8 protein-coding genes are annotated in these 17,645 nt (G+C 70.6%); all 8 read right to left on the reverse strand.

Annotated features, from left to right (window positions below; translation table 11 throughout):
* Positions 1-72: 72 nt before the first annotated feature.
* The 8 genes from AB3X10_RS16810 to AB3X10_RS16845 all read right to left on the reverse strand — a co-directional run bounded on the left by AB3X10_RS16810 (position 73) and on the right by AB3X10_RS16845 (position 17,473).
* Entirely contained in the window at positions 73-2,514 is a 2,442-nt protein-coding gene (locus AB3X10_RS16810) for an ADOP family duplicated permease (protein WP_369976501.1), read from the reverse strand.
* Complete coding sequence (locus tag AB3X10_RS16815; protein ID WP_369976503.1) at positions 2,511-3,281, reverse strand: ABC transporter ATP-binding protein; 771 nt, start codon at positions 3,279-3,281, stop codon at positions 2,511-2,513. Before AB3X10_RS16815 ends, AB3X10_RS16810 begins: the two co-directional genes overlap by 4 nt.
* Positions 3,282-3,302: 21 nt before the next feature.
* Positions 3,303-4,553, reverse strand: a complete 1,251-nt coding sequence (locus tag AB3X10_RS16820; RefSeq protein ID WP_369976505.1) for an efflux RND transporter periplasmic adaptor subunit — start codon at positions 4,551-4,553, stop codon at positions 3,303-3,305.
* Positions 4,554-4,703: 150 nt separating this feature from the next.
* On the reverse strand, positions 4,704-5,654 hold the full coding sequence (locus AB3X10_RS16825) for a glycerophosphodiester phosphodiesterase family protein (protein ID WP_369976507.1): 951 nt from the start codon (positions 5,652-5,654) through the stop codon (positions 4,704-4,706).
* Positions 5,655-5,684: 30 nt separating this feature from the next.
* Entirely contained in the window at positions 5,685-8,552 is a 2,868-nt protein-coding gene (locus tag AB3X10_RS16830) for a TonB-dependent receptor (protein WP_369976509.1), read from the reverse strand.
* 345 nt (positions 8,553-8,897) lie between these two features.
* Entirely contained in the window at positions 8,898-13,835 is a 4,938-nt protein-coding gene (locus AB3X10_RS16835) for an alpha-2-macroglobulin family protein (RefSeq protein WP_369976511.1), read from the reverse strand.
* A 317-nt stretch (positions 13,836-14,152) separates the two neighbouring features.
* Positions 14,153-15,178: a nucleoside hydrolase gene (locus tag AB3X10_RS16840; RefSeq protein ID WP_369976512.1), complete on the reverse strand. Its 1,026-nt coding sequence runs from the start codon at positions 15,176-15,178 to the stop codon at positions 14,153-14,155.
* Positions 15,179-15,253: 75 nt separating this feature from the next.
* Complete coding sequence (locus AB3X10_RS16845; RefSeq protein ID WP_369976513.1) at positions 15,254-17,473, reverse strand: TonB-dependent receptor; 2,220 nt, start codon at positions 17,471-17,473, stop codon at positions 15,254-15,256.
* Between the last annotated feature and the right edge of the window lie 172 nt (positions 17,474-17,645).

Here is a 17,645-nt window from a genome sequence, read left to right on the forward strand (position 1 = left end):
GCGGCTGACCACCGCCGGCATACGCGTCACGCGCGGCGATCGCAACGCACGCAGCCTGCTTCGCTGGCCGCGTCATTCGGCGCGCAACGCCTGCATCGGCGGCACCCGGGCCGCACGCCGCGCCGGCCCCAGCGCCGCGAGCAGGCCGGCTGCCGCCAGCACCAGCAACACCGCGCCGATCGCCAGCGGATCGGCCACCCGCACCTCGAACAGGAAACGCTGCAGCAGCCGCGACAACGCCATCGCCACGCCCAGGCCCAGCAGCAGCCCTACCCCGATCTGCACGCCGGCCTCGCCCAGCACCTGCCGCCGCAGCCGCGCCGGCGGCGCGCCGAGCGCGGCGCGCACGCCGAATTCGTGCTGGCGCGCGGCCACCGCCACCGCCATCACCGCGTACAGGCCGACCGCGGCCAGCAGCAGCGCCAGCGCCGCGAACAGGCCGACCAGCAGCAGGTTGAGTTTCTGCTCGCCGGTGGTGGTGGCGACCAGGGCCTGCATCGACTGCAGGTCGGCGATCGGCTGCTGCGGCGCCACTTCGCCGATCGCCGCGCGCAGCGCGCGCTCGTCCACGCCCGTCGCGCCCGCATGCAGCCGCAGCGCATAGGTCAGCGCGCCGAAGCTGCGCATGATCCGCCACATCGGCTCGCTCATCTGCGCCAGCGGCTGGTACACCGTCGGCTCCGGCGGCTCGGCCGGGCTGGTGTGGCGCACGTCGCCGACCACGCCGACCACCCGCATCGACAAACGGTGGTTGTCGCCGTCGTCGGGGACGGTCACGATCTTGCCGAGCGCCTGCCCGTGCAGATAGCGCTCCGCGAACGAGGCGCTGACCAGGCAGACGTTCTCGGCGCCGGCCACATCGCCGTCGGCGATGCCGCGGCCGGCCAGCAACGGGATACGGAACACCTCCAGGAACTGCGCCGTGACCACGCGGTACTGGCTATCGAGGGAGGGACCGCCGTCCACCTCCACGCTCCAGCTCAGCCGCGTCGCCGTCGGCGGATTGCTGGAGACGCCGACGCGTTCGATGCCCGGCACCTGCTGCAGCCGCGCGACGATGCGCCGCGCCTGCTCCACCGCGTCCTGCGCCGCGGCATAGCGCTCCTTCACCGGCGACAGGGTGAAGACCACGGCCGAGCGGCTTTCGAAGCCCATCGGCACCTCCGCCAGTTTTTGCAGGGTGCGCGTGAACAGCGCCGCGCCGATCAGCAACACCACCGCGATGGCCACCTGCGCGATCACCAGGGCGCGGCCGAGGCGGCCGGCCTGCAGGCTCCAGCCGCCACGGCCGCCGCCGGCCAGCTCCGCCAGCAGATGGCGGCGGCGGCCGCGCACGATGCCCAGCGCCGCGGCCAGCAGCGCCGTGGCGCCGCCGGCGAGCAGCGCGAACAGCACGCTGGCGCCGCTCAGGTGCGCGGCCTCGCCGCGCATCCACAACAGCGGCACCCAGCCCCCGAGCAGGCGCAGGCCGAGCCAGGCCAGGGCCAGCCCGGCCACGCTGCCGAGCACGCCGATCAGCACGCCTTCGGCCAGCGCCGGCAGGCTCAGCCGCGTCCACGGTGCGCCCAGCGCGGCGCGCACCGCAATGTCGTGGCTGCGGCCCAGCGCGCGCAGCAGCATCAGGCTGGTCAGGTTGATCGCGGCGATCAGCAGCACGCAGGCGGCCGCGGCGAAGAACAGCCACAGCGTGTTGCCGCTGTAGGCGCTGTACAGGCTGCCCTGCAACGGCAACGCGTTCGGCGGGTCACGCTGCAGCTCGCGCCACCAGTCGTCGGTCATGTACGGACTGCCGCGCAGCACGCCCAGAATCACCCCCGCGGTCTGCGCGGAGGCGGCGGCCACACTGACGCCCGGACGCAGGCGCGCCACGATGATCTCGTTGGTGGACAGATTGGTCGCGGCCAGGTCCGGCTGCATGTTGCGGACCACGTCGAACGGCTCGGCCCAGGGAAAGTCCGCCGGCAACACGCCGACGATCTGCACCGGCGTGCCCTCCACCTGCAGCGTGCGCCCCACCGCCGCCGGATCGCCGCCGAGATAGCGCTGCCAGAAACGATGCGCCAGGATCACCGCCTGCGGTCCGCCGGGCCGGCTTTCCTCGGCGTTGAAGTTGCGGCCCGCCGCCATCGGCAACCCCAAGGTGCGCAGGAACCCCTCGTCGGCGCTGATCGCCGCGACCACTTCGCTGGTGTCGCCGCGGGCGATGTTGGCCGGCACCGGAAACCCGCGCAGGATGCCGATGGACTGCAGGGCGGACAGGCGCCGCAGCGGCGGGTAATAGCCCGGCGCGGCGACGTTGTGGCCGCCGTCGACCGGTTTGCCCAATGTGACCAGTTGCTGCGCCTGCGGGAACGGCAGCGGTTTCAGCAAGGCCTGGTCGAGCAGCGCGAACACCGCGGTGGTGGTGGCCACGCCCAGCGCCAGGGTCAGCATCGCCAGCAGCAGGTAGCCGGGCCTGCGCGCCAGCGCGCGCCAGGATTGCCGCGCCTCGGCCCAATGGATGGCGGCGCTCATCGCGCCGGCTCCGCGGCGCGCACCGGCAACGCCACGTCCTGCTCGTGGCGCAGCCGCTCGAAGGTGTCCTCGTCGACGATGCGCCCGTCGAGCATGTGCACGATGCGCTGCGCGCGCCGCGCGAACGCCGCATCGTGGGTAACCATGCACAAGGTGGTGCCGTTGTCGTGCAGCTGTTCCAGCAGCTGCATCACCGCCTCGCCGTTGCGCGTGTCGAGATTGCCGGTGGGTTCGTCGGCGAGCAGGATCGACGGATTGCCGGCCAGCGCGCGCGCCACCGCCACACGCTGCTGCTGGCCGCCGGACAGCTGCCCCGGATAGTGCCTGTGGCGATGGTGCATGCCGACCAGTTCCAGCACTTCGCGCACGCGCTGGCGGATCTTTCCGCGCTCGGCGCCGTCGCGGTAGGTCAGCGGCAGCGCCACGTTCTCTTCCACGGTGAGGTCGGCGATCAGGTTGAAGGCCTGGAAGATGAAGCCGATCTCGGCATTGCGGATGCGCGCGCGGCCGATCGCGTCCAGCTCGGCGACGCTGCGGCCGTTGAGCCGGTAGCTGCCGCCGCTGGGCGCATCGAGCAGGCCGAGGATCGACAGCAGGGTCGATTTGCCGCAGCCAGACGGGCCGGTGATGGCGACGAAATCGCCGCGCGCCACGTCCAGCGCGATCTCGGCCAAGGCGTGGGTCTCCACTTCCTCGGTATGGAACACCTTGCCCAGCCCGTGCAGGCGGATCAGCGGCTCGGCGGAAGTTGCGGCAACGTCGGTCATGCGGGTGCTCTCCTGATGGCGCTAGCGTAAGCGCAGGGTGTCGTAGGCGTTCCACTGGCTGGTGTCGGACAGCACGACCTGGTCGCCGGCGCGCAGGCCGGCGCGCACTTCGATGCGGTCGCTGGAGGCGGCGCCGAAGCGCACGCGGATGCGCTGCGCGCGGTCGCCGCCGTCGCGCAGCACGAACAGGTCGCCGGCGGCGTTCGGCGCGGCCAGCGCCGGGCGCGGAATGCTGACCACGTCGCGCAGGGTGCCGAGCACGATGCGCCCGTCCACCGACAGGTCCGGGCGCACGCCCGGCGGCAGCGGCGGCGCCAGCCGCACGTCGACCACCACGCTGCCGCTGCGCACCGCCGGATCGATCCGCGCCACCTGCCCGCGCACCACGCCGTTGTGCGTGTCCACCGCGACCGGCAGGCCGTCGATCACGTCCTTGGCCAGCACCTCGGGCACCTGCAGCCGCGCCAGCAGGTCGTCCGGGCGCGCGACCCGCGCCAGCTTGGCGCCAACCTCGACGCGCTGGCCGGGTTCCACGTCCACCTGCTGCAGGATGCCGGCGCTGCCGGCGCGCACCTGCAGCGAGGCGGCCTGTTGCGCGGCGATGGCCAGCGCGCTGGCGGCCTGCGCGCGCCGCGCCTGGGCGGCGCGCAGCTGCGCGGCCATGTTCTGGCGGAAGGCGGCCACGCGCTGGGTTTCGATGCCGGCGCGGCCGCGCTGCTGGGCTTCGACGATCTGGCTCTGGGTCAGGTCGATCGCCGAGATCGCGCCGCCGTCGTGGCCGCGCCGGTAGGCCTGCGCCTTGATCTGCGCGATCTGCAGATCGGACTGGGCCTGCGCCTGCAGCGCCTGCTGGTCCAGCAGTTGCGAGGCCAGCGCGGCATGCAGCGCGGCCAAGTCGGCATCGGCGCCGGCCAGTGCGGCGCGGGCGCGGTCCAGGCCGGCGTCCAATTCGGGATTGGCCAGTTGCAGGATCAGCGTGTCCGCCTGCACCCGCGCGCCGGCATCGGCCAGTTGCTGCTGCACCGTGGCGGTGGCGCCGGCGGTGATCCAGCGGATCTGCCGCGGCACCAGCACGCCGTTGGCGCGGATCTCGCGGCGCATCTCGCCGCGCGTGGCCGCATCGATCCACAGCTCGTTGCGCGCCACGCGCGGTGAGGCGCGGCCGGCGCCCAGCGCCGCCACGCCCAGCAGCACGATGGCGGCGGCGGCCAGCGCCAGCCAACGGCGCCGCTGGCGCCAGAACGAACGATGCGGAGACTTCGCGATATCCATGGGCATTGCAGAGCAGGCCGCATGCCAATCGACGAAGCGCCATAACCCATTGAAACGCTTGCACATCGCCCGCGTCGGGCACGGCCGCCGCGTCCGCAAGCGGACGCGCGCCGACCGATTACGGACAGTTGCGCGGCGAACCGCGCGCGCTCAACGCTTTTCGAGCGACGCGCGGTAGTGCAGCAAGGCTTCCGGTTCGTCGGTCTGGAACGCGCCGATCCCGTCGCGGTACAGCCGCCCCCACACCGCATCCGGATCGCGCACCGCGTCGGCGTCGCCGCCGTAGCCGGCGACGAACCCTTCCCACAGCGTGTTGACCAGCAGCCGCACGTGCTGCTGCCTGGCCAGCGCGGCCAGCGCCGGCAACTGCTCGGCGCGCATCCGCGGCAGTTCGATCGCCACCGGGCGGACCTTGCCGCCGATCTGGGTGCGCACGGTCTGCAGCAGGTCGTCGGTGCCTGGCGGATTGAGCAGCACCGGGGTGAAGTTGATCCGGTCGAACGGCGGCAGCGACGCCAGCGGCTGGCTGTACACGCCGACCTCGGTCTTGAGCACCACCTGGCGCTCCATGCCGGCGCGCCGCACCGCGTCCGCCACTTCCGAATAGATCGGCGCCTTGACGTCGAGATTGAGCAGGATCCGGCCCTTGGCCGCGGCCAGCATCTGCTCCAGGGTCAGCGGATGCTGGTCGGTGAGCGCGGCATCGGCGCCGCCCTCGTCGTCGCGCAACCGCAGCCGCGACAGCTGCGCCCAGGTCAGCTCGGCGACCTTGCCGCTGCCGTCGGTGGTGCGCTCGACGGTGGCGTCGTGGAACATCACCAGGGTGCCGTCGGCGGCGCGGCGGATGTCGGTCTCGAGCATGTCCACGCCCATCGCCACGCAGCGCTCCAGGCCGGCCAGCGAGTTCTCCGGCGCATGGCCGGGGAAGCCGTGCGCGGGCGCCGGATTGTGGCAGCCGCGATGGGCGACGACGAAGATGCCGCCGTCGGGATCGGCCAGGCGCGCCTGGATCGCCGCGCTGGCGTCGGCGTTGGCGGCCGCAGTGGCGGGACCGGCCAGGGCGCTGCCCAGCAACAGCAGCGGCAACAGGGAAGATGTCATGGCAACAGGAATCCGAAAGATGGAAAGGCGTTAGAGAGACGGCGTGAAGCGAATGCCGAACCAGTACGTGGTCGGCACCGAGTAGGTGTCCTTCAACAGGTTCTCGCCCGGCCCGGTCACGCTGGTGATGCGGCTGTGGGTGACGTTGCCGACCTGGCCGACCACGCTGACCTGCCTGTTGATCGCATAGGTCGCCGACAGGTCCAGCTGCGAGCGCGGCGACCAGTACAGGTCCTGCCAGTCGATGTTGCTGACGATGGCGCGCAAGGCCTTGCCCTGGCGGTTGTAGGCCGCGCGCAGTTCCAGCCCGCCGACGCTGTAGAACAGCGAGGCGTTGGCGGTGTAGCCGGGCTGGCCGACCAAGCGATCGACGCTGCGCTGGCGCTGGCTCACGTTCGGCGCGCTGCCGACGCTGTACGGCACGTCCATGCCGCCGTCGAGCAAGGCCAGGTTGGCGCTGGCGCCCAGTCCGGACAGCGCCGGCACGCCGGGCAGCAGGGTGTTGAGCACCGCGCTCAGTTCCAGGCCGCGCACGTGCGCCCTGGAAGCGTTGGCCGGGGTGCTGATCAGCACGTTCGAATAGGTGGTGCCGTTGAAGCTGAACTGGTCGGTGCGCGACAGGGTGAAGATCTCGTCCTGGATGCGCTTGTTGAATACCGCCGCGGCGAGCATGCCGTCGACATCGTCGGGCAGGCGCCATTCCAGCGACAGGTCCAGGTTGGTCGAGATGCGCGGCTTGATGTCCGGATTGCCCACGGTCACGGTCACGCCCTGCGCATTGGGATTGCCGGCGTCGGTGCTGTTGACGAAGCCGATCGAGGTGCGCGCGGCGTAGGCGTCGTACGGCGGGCGGCCGAGCGTGCGACTGGCGCCGGCGCGCAGGTCGAGGCGCTCGCTGAGGTGGTAGGTCATGATCGCCGACGGCAGCAGGTTGGCGTAGTGCGAATCGGTCGGCGCATCGACGTAGACGTACTTGCCGCTGGCCGTGTCCAGCTGGCGCTGGCGGCCGACGGTGGACTGGTCGGTGTCGTCGTAATGCAGGCCGGCCTCCACGTTGAACGCCTCGGCGCGATAGCCGACCAGGCCGTAGGCGCCGAAGATCTTTTCGGTATGGCTGAAGTTGTCCTGGTTGCTGAAGGCCGACTGGTCGGTGCTGTTGAACGCGCTCAGCGGCGTGGACTGCAGCACGCGCCGCGCCTTGTCCGGGTCGATGGTGATCAGGTTCAGGCCCAGATAGCGCAGCGGCGCGTTCGACGGCGCCAGCACGTCGGCGATGTTCAGTGCCGGCGCGCTGCGGTTCGGCTCGTAGTCGTCGCGATGGATGTCGAACGACGGCTTGTCGGTGGTGTAGGACAGGCCGCCGCCGAAGCCCAGGCCGCGGTCCTGCTCGCCCTGGTTGAAGGCGTAGTCCAGGCGTCCGCTGAGGATGCGGTCGCGCGCGCTGCGCTTGTAGTCCGGGCGCCAGTACAACAGGCTGTAGTTGTCGTAGTCGGAGTACGCCTGCGGCGCCACCGGGAAGCGCTGGTTCAGCGCCGAGGTGTCGTAGCTGAAGGCGTAGTCGGCGCTGGGAACGACGGTGACGCCGGGGCCGGTCTGGCCGACCGCGACCGCCGCCGGGCGCGACGCGCCGGTGACGTACTTGAACATCTGGATCGGCTCGTCATAGGTCGCATCCGACCACGAGCCGCGCGCGGACAGCACCTGATGGTCGTCCGGACGCCATTCCATGCCGGCCTGGCCGAGCTTGGTGCGGGTGGTGGTGACCTGGTTGGAATAGCCGACCTCGATGTCGCCGGCCGGATAGCTGCCGGAGGTCGCGGTCTGGTTGTAGACGCGGTTGCGGTTGCGCGGATCGATGATCAGCTCGTTGCGCTGCATGTCGTCCTTGAAATAGTAGTAGCCGGCGGTGACGTAGGCCTGCAGGTCGGCGCTGGGGCGCGCCTCGAACTTGCCGGTCAGGCCGTAGCGGTCGCGCTTGTCCATCACGTACCAGTACTTGTCCTGCTGCGGCACCGCCCAGCCGTTGCCGAGATTGCTGCCGCTCTGCAGCACGCCGCTGGCGTCGTAGAACCCGTAGTGCACCGTGTCGGTGGTCATGTGGGTTTCGGTGTAGCTGCTCAGCGTCTGGTAGTTGCCCGACAGGGTCAGGCCGTACTGCCGGTCGCTGCCGAAGGTGGTGCTGCCGGTGGCGCCGAGGCGATAGCCGGGATCGTCCTGGTCGCGCGGCTTGCCGACGTCGTTGGCGTGGCCCAGCGCGGCCTCGCTGGTGAAGAACGGCTTGCCGCCGTTCTCGAACGCGCTGCGCGTGCGCAGGTTGATCGCGCCGCCGGTGGCGTTGGGGTCCAGGTCGGGGGTGAAGGTCTTGACCACCTGCAGTTCGCTGACCATCGAGGCCGGCAGGATGTCCAGGCGCACGCCGCGGGTGATCGAGCCGAGCGTGCCGTTCGGCGTGCCCGGCGAGGCCACGGTCAGGCCGTCGATGGTGACGTTGTTGTAGGACGGGCCGAGGCCGCGCAGCACCGGCGTGGCGGCCTCGTCGCGCGGATGCTCGTTGTCGGTCGCCGGCAGCACCGACAGGCCGGGAATGCGGCGCAGCGCCTCGACGATGGTGGTGTCCGGCAGCGCGCGCACGTCGGTGGAACTGACCACGTCGGTGATGTTGGTGGCCGCGCGCTTGCTCTCGATCGCGGCGGCGTTGGCCTTGCGCACGCCGGTGACGACCACGCTGTCCAGGGTCTTGGCCGTCTCGGCAGCCGGCGGCGACGCGGCGGCGGTGGTCTCGTCCGTGGCGGCGGGCGGCAACGGCGTCGCCGCCTGCTGCGCGAGCGCGGCCTGGCAAGCGGCGGCAAGCAGGCACACCAGCAGGGCGCGCTGGTGGCAGTGGTGCGAACGCGTCATCTCGTCTCCCCTGGAAAGGTCGGAATGCAATTAATAACTTTAAAGTAGTTAAATTTAATCGCGGGGAATGACAGGCCGATGGCACGCTGCGGACAGCGGCAAGCGCGCAGTGGGAGCGGCCGCGGAGCGGGCGTTGCGGGTGCCGGGCAGCGCGCGCCGAGTGGGCAGGAATGCCGTGCAAGCCGTCGCCGCTGACCGGGCGATGGCGGCGCAAGGCGTACGCCACGGCGTCGCGCCCCCGGCATCGTGCGTGCGCCAAAACGACGATAGGGCCGCAAGGGCCCTATCGTCGTCTCCGTTCTTACCCGCGGCCTGCGCGCGGGCGCGCGCCCCGGCCGTCGCTCGCTAGGGCTGCACGACGCTGATCGTGCCCGGGTTGCTGCGCCCCACCCCGCGCAGGTCGGGACGGTACATGTCCTCGACCAGCGGTGGCGGCACCGTGTAGGTGCCCGGGGTCACCGCACGCACCAGGTAGAACACCTGCGCCTTGCTGCCCGATGCCAGGCTCAGCGCGGCCACGTAGCGGTCGTCGCGGAACTCCTCGTGCTTGACGTCGGCGGCGTTGGAACGGTCGCTGATCTCGATGCCGTCCACCACCACATCGGCCCACTGCTTGGCGTCGCCCAGGTTGAAGTTCTCGATCTCCAGACCGGCCGGCAGCAGGTCGGTCAACAGCGCGTCGGGCATGCTCACGTTGGAGGTGACGGTGACGCGCACGATCAGTGCCTCGCCTTCCTTCAGCGGCCGCGGCGTCCACGGCTTGCCGTCGGTGCCGTACCACTCGCGCTCCACCTTCAGCGTGCTCTCGTCCACCTCCGGCGCCTTGCGCGGGATGCCGGCGATTTCCAGGCTGGCGTACATCGGCGCCTCGCCCTGCGGCACGAAGCTGACCCCGCGCGCCAGCTCGGCCTCGCCGAACAGGCGGCCGAAGGCCTTGGCCGCGCCGATCGCCTCGCTGCTGTCGCCGATCGCCAGCTGCCCGGACACCAGCTTGCTCTGGTTGGCCAGCAGCGCCTTGCCCATCCGCGCCAGCGCCACCTGCTCCTGGGTGCTCAGCCACAGCCAGCCGCCGCGGCGGCGCGCGTCGATCTCACGGCCCAGCGCCACCGCGCGCGCGTCGTACTCGGGCTTGGCCAGGCCGCGCTCGTGCAGCAGCGCGATCATCAGCGCGTCGTCGCGGATCACGCTGCCGTAGTCGCCGAAGTAAGGCGGACGGTCGCCGCTGTCCTTGGCGAAGCCGGCCGCGATCGCCGCCTCGCCACGCTTCTTGTCGCCCTGCAGCGACAGCGCCACGCCCAGGTGCACCAGCGACAGGCCGGTCAGCGCCTTGCCGCGGTCGTTGTCGTACAGCGCGCGCAGCGTGCCCAGCGGGGCGCGGTTGACCCGCGCCAGCACGTAGCCGGACCAGGCCTGGTTGGCGAACTTCAGGTTCTCGCGGCGGTCCTGCCCGTAGAAGTTGTTGCCGCCGGACAGCAGGTCCTCGCTGAGCCGGTTGAGCGCCTTCTGCAGCACGTTGTCGGGCACCGCGAAGCCGGCGTCCTTGGCGTCGAGCAGGAACTCGGCGATGTACGGGGTCAGGCCCGGATTGACGTAGCCGTCGTCGCCCCACATCGAGAAGTGGCCGCTGGAGATCTGCATCGACGCCAGCCGCCCGAACGCGCCTTCCATGCGCGCGCGGCGGGTGGCCGCGTCCAGGCCCTTGGCGCCGAGCAGCCTGGCGGTGGCGTCGTCGAGCAGCAGCGCGGCGTAGCCCTTGCTGGTGGTCTGCTCGGCGCAGCCGTACGGGTACTCCAGCGCGCCCTGCAGCGCGCTGGCGAACGGGATCGGCGGCAACGCGCTGACCAGCATGCGCGCGTTGACCGAGCCGGCCATCAGGCCCTCGGCATCGGCCATGCCCAGCGTCACCGGCGCCAGCGGATCCAGCACGCGGGTCTGCGCGCGCAGCACCGACGGCCACGCCGCGCGCACCGGCAGGTCGTAGCGGCGGTCCACGGCGAAGCCGTTGCCGTCCACCCGCACCCGCACCTTGGCCACGCTATAGCCCTCCTGCGCCACCAGCGGGAAGCTCAGCGTGGCCTTGCCGTCCTTGCCGAGCTTGGCGCTGCGCGCGTTCTCGGCGATCGCCAGCGGGCCTTCGCCGTCCACCCGCACCTTGAACTCGCCCGGCTGCCCGGTGAAGTTCTGCACGTCCAGGGTGACCGTGCTGCGGTCGCCCGGCGCCATCACCCGCGGCATGCTGGCCTCGGCCACGATCGGCGCGCGCACCAGCGTCTCCACGTCGCGGTTGCCGTAGCGCTCGTCCGAATACACCAGCGCCGACACCCGTAGCGTGCCGTTGAAGTCCGGCACCGGCAGCTGCACCCGCGCGTTGCCCTTGGCGTCGAGCTTCACCGAGCCGGAGAACAGGTCCACGGTCTGCACCCGCGCGGTCGGGCGCTTGGCCTGCGGCAACGCCGCCAGCGCCATGTCTCCGCCGAAGCGCAGCTTGCCGGTGCCGCCCTCGAAGCTCTCGATCACGCGGCCGTAGATGTCGTAGGCGTCCACGCCCAGGCGCCGCTGCGCGAAGAACTGCGCGTTGGCGTCGGGCACCGGGAAGCGGGTGATGTTGAGGATGCCCACGTCGACCGCGGAGATGGTCACGTGCGCCTGCTTGCCGGCCAGTTCCGGCACGCTGACCGTGACCGGCAGCGGCTGCTCCGGGCGCATCTGCTTGGGCGCGACCAGGCCCACCGCCACGCGCCGGGTCTTGCGCTCCATCGGCACGAAGGCCACGCCGACCGCGCGCGCCGGGGTGATCTTGCTCGGCGCCGAACCGCCGCGGAACACCAGCGCGGTGACGTAGACGTCGTGGCGCTCCCAGTCCTTGGTCACCGGGATCTCGAAGCTGCTGCCCGGCTTCACGTCGATGTCCTGCACGTACAGCATCCTGTCGCTCTCGACCATCAGCACGCCGGGGCCGGCATGCGGCGGGGTCAGGGTGACCTTGAGCGTGTCGCCGGCCTTGTAGCCGGTCTTGTCCAGCGCCAGCTTGACCTTGTCCGGGCGCGCATCCAGGCCGCGGTTCTCGTCGTTCCAGCTCCAGCCGGCGCGGAACGGATAGCGCGTGGTCAGGCCGGTGGACGGGTCGAACACGTCCACCCGGTACTCGCCCCACTCCACCGGGAAGTCGAACTTGGCCGCGCCGCTGCCGGCATCGACGGTGATGCTCTGCTTGTTCTCGAAGCGGCGGGTGAAGTCGTAGTCCCAGCGGTTGTCGGTGAACGCCCAGTGGTAGTCGCGCAGCTCGCGCACCAGGGTCACCTTCAGCCCCTTGGCCGGCTGCGGCTTGCCCTGCGCGTCGACCCGCATCAGCTCGAAGCGCGCGTTGGCATTGGAATCCGCGCCGTCCTTGTCGTCGAACAGCGGACGCACGCCGACCAGCGCCGGCGCCGGCCACAGCACGCGCTTGAGCGTGCGGGTGACGGTGCGCCCGCCGGTCTCGTACACGCTGGCCGAGACCAGCGCGGCGATGGTGCTGGTCGGCTTGGCCTCGTCCGGCAGCGCCAGGTCCTCGGCGATCTTGCCGTCGGCGCCGAACTCGGTATCGATCACGTCCTTGGCTTCGCGCGGCAGCTGCAGCGTCGGGTCGCCGAAGAAATAGCCCGGCAGCGCCTCCACCGGATGCTGCTCGACCGCCACCGCCAGCTTGGCGGTGAAGCGGTTGCCGTCGGCCGGCGCGCCGTACAGGTAGGCGGCGGTGGCCTGCAGCTTGAACGGCTCGCCCGGCTTGAGCGTCTTCTGCGCGCTGTCCAGGTCCAGCTTCATGCGCTCGGGCAGGAATTCCTCGATGCGCAGGGTCATGCCCTGCACCGCTTCCTTGCTGGCCGGGTCGGTGCGGAACTCGACCTGCCAGCGCCCGGTCGGCGCATCGGCGGGAATCAGCTGCTCGAAGCTGAAATAGCCCTGTTCGCCCGGCTGCAGGCGGGTCTCGCGGAAGATCTTGCCGTCGGGCTGCTTCAGGCGCAGGAACACCGGCTGCGCGCCCTTGCCGCTGGTCGCCACCGGCTTGCCGTCGTTGTCGCGCAGCAGCGCCGACACGCGCACCGTCTCGCCGGGGCGGTACAGGTCGCGGCCGGACCAGGCGAACACGTCGAACCAGGCGTTCTCGCGCCCGGCCACGGCGAACTCGCTCAGGTCCAGCGCCGGCTGGTTGAACGGCAGCATCGACAGGTCGGTGCCGCTGCGCGCCACCAGCACCTGGCCGGCGTCGAGCGTGTAGTTCAGCAGCGCGTTGCCGTTGGCGTCGGTCTCGCCCTTCAGGAACAGCTCGCCCTTGGCGTCGAGCACGCGCAGCTCCACCTTCTTCAGCGGCTCCCCGCTCTGCAGCGAGGCGGTGTGCACGAACAGCTTGTCCTTGTAGGCGCGCGCGTGCAGGCCGATGTCGCTGACGGTGAAGAACGCGGTGTCGTATTCGTTCTCGAACCGGCCCGGGCGCTTCATCACCGCGAAGTACAGGCCCGGCGCCTGCAGTTCCTTGATCTCCTGGATCGGCAGATAGGTCAGCGCGCGTTCGTTCTTGTCGCCGCCGAGCACGAAGCGGTTGACGTAGACCGACTCGGCCAGCTGCGAGATCGGGGTGTGGTCGCTGTAGTCGCTGTCCATCTCCCAGCTGCCGCGGCGGCCGCCGCGCTGGTACTGGGCGAAGAACGCCGGCAATGAGCCTTCCTTGACCCGCATGAATTCCACGTCCACTTCCGGCACGTTGAGCGAGACCACCGGCAGGCCGCGGCTCTCGCGCGCCGGCAGCACGCTGCCCTGCGAGGCGAAGCCGACCGCCGGCTCCAGTTCGCCGGTATAGACCTTCTGCTTGAGCGGCTTGCCCAGGCGGCTGCCGTCGGCGGCGAGCAGGTCGGCGGAGATCAGCACGGTGTAGTCCTTGGCCGCCTCCACGTACGGATAGCGCAGGGTCTTGCCGTCGTCGGACAGCGACCAGGCGCTGTCGTCGGTGCCGACCTTCTCCTCGAAGCGCAGCAGCTTGTCGAAGTCCTGGGTGCCGACCAGCGGCCGCGAGAATTCCAGCGCCAGCGACAGGCCGTCGCGCTTCTGGTCCGGATAGGCGCGGACCAGGCCGAAGCCCTTCATCGCTTCCTTCTGGCCCTTGACCGGTTCGCCGCTGGCGTCGGGCAACTGCCCGGATTCGTTGCGCTTGCAGCCGCCCAGCGCCAGCGCCAGGCCCAGCAGCAGGAAGGTGCTCAACAGCCCCGCGCGCAGGAGGCGCCACTGCCGCTTCGAATCCGTGTGCATACGTTCGCTCCGTGAAAGTGGCGCGAGTATAGAACGCCGGCGCGACGGCGGGAGGGCCGGCATGGCGATCGCGAACGCGGCGTTCGCCGGCGCCTGGCGAGCGGGTTGCGCGGCGGGGGCAGCGCCACCGGCCAGGCCGCGCACGCGGCGATTCCGGCGCTCCTGTTGCGGGTGCATCGGCCGGGTGCCCACGGTTCGCCCAGCCCCGATGCAGTCAGGACTGAAGTCCCTGCCACAGTGCACCCGGCGAGTTGGCCGCGGCTCCCTGTAGGAGCGGCTTCAGTCGCGACGAACGAAGCCTTGGACTCGCCGCCGCCTCAGCGCAACAGGCGCTGCATGTACAACGCGATCAGCCGCGGCCGGTCCAGCGCCAGGCAGACCTGGACGTTGGCGGCGCCACTTGCGGCTTGGCGACCGTCCACCCCGCCACCTGCCTCACCGCCAGGCGGCACTTCCCGCGTATACCCCTGGTCGTCGACGGCGATGCGCAGCGGCACCGTCGGGCACAGGCCCGGGTCGAGCAGTTGCGCCACCGGCACCACGTCGAACAGGGTCGGCGTGGCGCTGGCCCAGGGCTGGTCGGTGTCGCGCCACTGGTAGTAGAGCTGGGTCAGCGCGTCGGTCAGCGGATCGCCATGCGCGAACAGCGCCACCCGCTCCGGTTCCTCCAGGGTCACCTGGGTCGCGTCCAGCGGCAGCATCACCAGCGGCACGCCGGCGGCGAACACGCGCTGCGCGGCGCCGATGTCGGACACGATGTTGTACTCGGGCGCCGGCGGGTTCGCCGGGCGGTAGCGCGACTTGCCGTAGCCGGCGCGCACCGAGCCGCCCATCAGCACCACCTGCCTGAGCATGGCGAAGCCCTGCGGGTCGCGCTGCAGCGCGCGCGCCGCGTCGGTCAGCGGACCCAGCACCAGCAGCGTGACCTGGCCCGGATGGCGCCGCGCCTGCGCCAGGATGAACTCCGCCGCGTCCGGCGCGTTGCGCGGCCGCGTGCCCTGCGCCGCCCAGCGCTCCTGGCTGAAGGGGATGGCGCTGGCGGTCTGCTGGCCGATCGCCAGCGGGATCGCGCTGCGCCCGGCCTGCCGCAACAGCCGCTGCAGCAGCTGCGCGCGCAGCCCGGTATCGCCCCAGGCCGAGGCGATGCCGAGCACGTCCAGTTCCGGGCTGCGCAGCAGCAGCGCCAGCGCGAAGGCATCGTCGATGTCGTCGCCGATATCGGTGGACACCACCACCTTCTGCGTCGCGACCGGCGTGGTGGCCGGGTCCGCCGCAGTGGCGGCTGCCGCGATCGGCGCCAACGCCAGCAGCGCCAGCGCCGCCCACCCTTTCAGATTGCGCATGCGCGCCTCCCGCCAAAAGAAACCGCCGGCATGATAGCCGGCGGTCCGTGGTTCACCGCAGTGCCGCCGCGCCGATCAGAAGTTGGCGCGGAACTGCGCGCCGACGATGCGCGGATCGTTGATGAAGCCGGTGAGGTTGTTGAAGTCGATCGCACCGGTGGCGCGGATCTGGTTGGTGCAGTTGCGGCAGAACACCGACACCTCGTACGCGCCAGCGCCCCAGTTGTAGCCGATCTTGGCGCCGCCCTCGAGCAGCGGCTGGCCGACGAACTCGCGCGAGTCGTACAGGAAGAAGTTGATCTCGCTGCGGTAGGACCAGTCGGTGAAGAAGAAGAACTCGGCGTCGTCGCCCACAGGGATGCCGTAGCGCAGCGTGGCGTTGCCCATCCACTTGGCCGCCTGCGGCAGCACGTTGCCGTCGATGATGGCGTTGCCGGCGGCGTTGAGCGGATCGGTCACGGTGCAGGTGCGGCACACGCCGACCGACAGGGTCGGATCCTCGATGCGGGTCCAGTTGTAGGCGCCGCCCAGGGTGAAGCGCAGGTTCTGGGTGAGCAGCGCCTCGAAGTCGAACTCGGCGCCGCGCGCCTTGGACTTGTCGGCGTTGAGCAGGCGCACGTCGTTGGAGGTGCCGCCGACCGCGGTCAGCTGCTGGTTCTTCACCCGGAAATCGTAGATGTCGAAGCTGATGCGCGCGCGCTTGTCGAACAGGTCGGACTTGATGCCGATCTCGTAGGAGTCCACGGTCTCCGGCGCGGCCACGGTCAGCGGCGCGGTCGCCGACGGCACGCCGAAGCTGGCGCCGCGGAAGCCGCGCGCGGCGCGGGCATAGACGTTGACGTCGTCGTTGATGGTGTAGGTCGCGCTGACGTCGCCGGTGACCTTGGAGTTGTCGGTGCTGCCGGTGGACGGCTCGAGCAGGGTGACGCGGTCCAGCGCCAGCACGTCGAAGGTCTTCTTGTCGTAGGTGTAGCGGATGCCGGCGCGCAGGTCCAGGCGGTCGGTCGCGGCATAGTTCAGCGAGCCGAACGCCGCCCACGAGGTGTTGCGCTGGCGGGTCAGCTGGTAGCTGCTCAGGGTGCCGCCGCCCAGGGTGTTGTAGGTGTAGTTCTCGCCTTCCACCGAATCGTGGAAGTAGTACAGGCCGGCCTGCCAGTTGACCGGGCCGGCGTACTGCGACTCGGCGCGCAGCTCCTGCGAGTACTGGTCCAGGTTCTTGATGCCGCCGGCGGTTTCCACCGGGAACGCGATCACCCCGGGGCCGGACGGCGGCGCGAACACCGCGCCGTAGCCGCCGTCGATGTCGCCGCGGCTGTAGTACTTGCCGATGCCTTCGTAGCCGGTGATCGAGTGCAGCACGATGTCGCCCAGGTCCCAGGTCAGGTTGGCGCTGCCGCCGTAGGTCTGCAGTTCCTGGGTGTTGCCGCCGTCGATGGAGGCCTTGTCCGGATCGAAGCCGTCGACCAGCTTGTTGCTGCCCGGCTGGAAGATGTTGGCGCGGAACAGCCGCGCGGTGCCGTCGAGGTGGCGCGCATGCGCGTTGAACAGCGCGCTGAAATCCTCGCCCGGCTGAAACAGCAGCTGCACCCGCACCGCCGAATCGGTGTAGCCCTCGAACGAGCGGTTGTCCACGGTGTTGTCGACCCAGTCGTCGCGGCGCTGGCCCAGCGCCGACACGCGCGCGGCCCACTTGTCGCCCATGGCGATGCTCAGCCCGGTTTCCATGGTCATGGTGCCGTAGGTGCCGTAGGACAGGCTGGCGTAGCCGTCGTTGGCGCCGATGGTCGGCTTGACCGAGTTGAACTTGACCACGCCGGCGGGGGTGTTGCGGCCGAACAGCGTGCCCTGCGGGCCGCGCAGCACTTCCAGGCTCTCCAGGTCGAAGATCGGGAAGCCCTTCAGGAACGCGTTCTCGGCGACCACGTCGTCGTACACCAGCGACACCGGTTGCGAGGCGTAGGTGTTGAAATCGGTGTTGCCGTAGCCGCGGATGTAGAAGCGCGGGAACACGCGGCCATTGGAGGATTCGACATTGAGGCTGGGCGCCTTGCCGGCCAGCACGCGCACGTCCGAGCCGCTGGTGGCGATCGCGTCCAGGTATTCCGGGCGCAGCACGCTGGCGGAGATCGGCACGTCCTTGGAATCTTCCGAACGCCGTTCGGCGGTCACCTTGACCGTATCCAGGCGGGCGACCCCGTCGCTGCTGTCCGCCTGCTGGGCGGCGGCGGAGAACGAGAGGGCGGAAACGACGGCGACGGCGAGTGCGCTGGTGCGCAGGGACCAACTGGCGGACATGGGAACTCCGGAGTGGAATGGGCAAGAGCGGGGAGGTGCGCGTCGCCGGCAAGCGATGCCGCGCCGCAACATAATTAACACAAAATACACATGCTTTGCATGGCCCGGTCACTTGAACGCGTTAAGGCGCGCGGCATGGCAGGCCGCGGCAAGCGCCGCCCATGCCCGCCCG

Origin of the sequence: Xanthomonas sp. DAR 80977 (assembly GCF_041240605.1) — a bacterium.
Lineage (GTDB): Bacteria > Pseudomonadota > Gammaproteobacteria > Xanthomonadales > Xanthomonadaceae > Xanthomonas_A > Xanthomonas_A bundabergensis.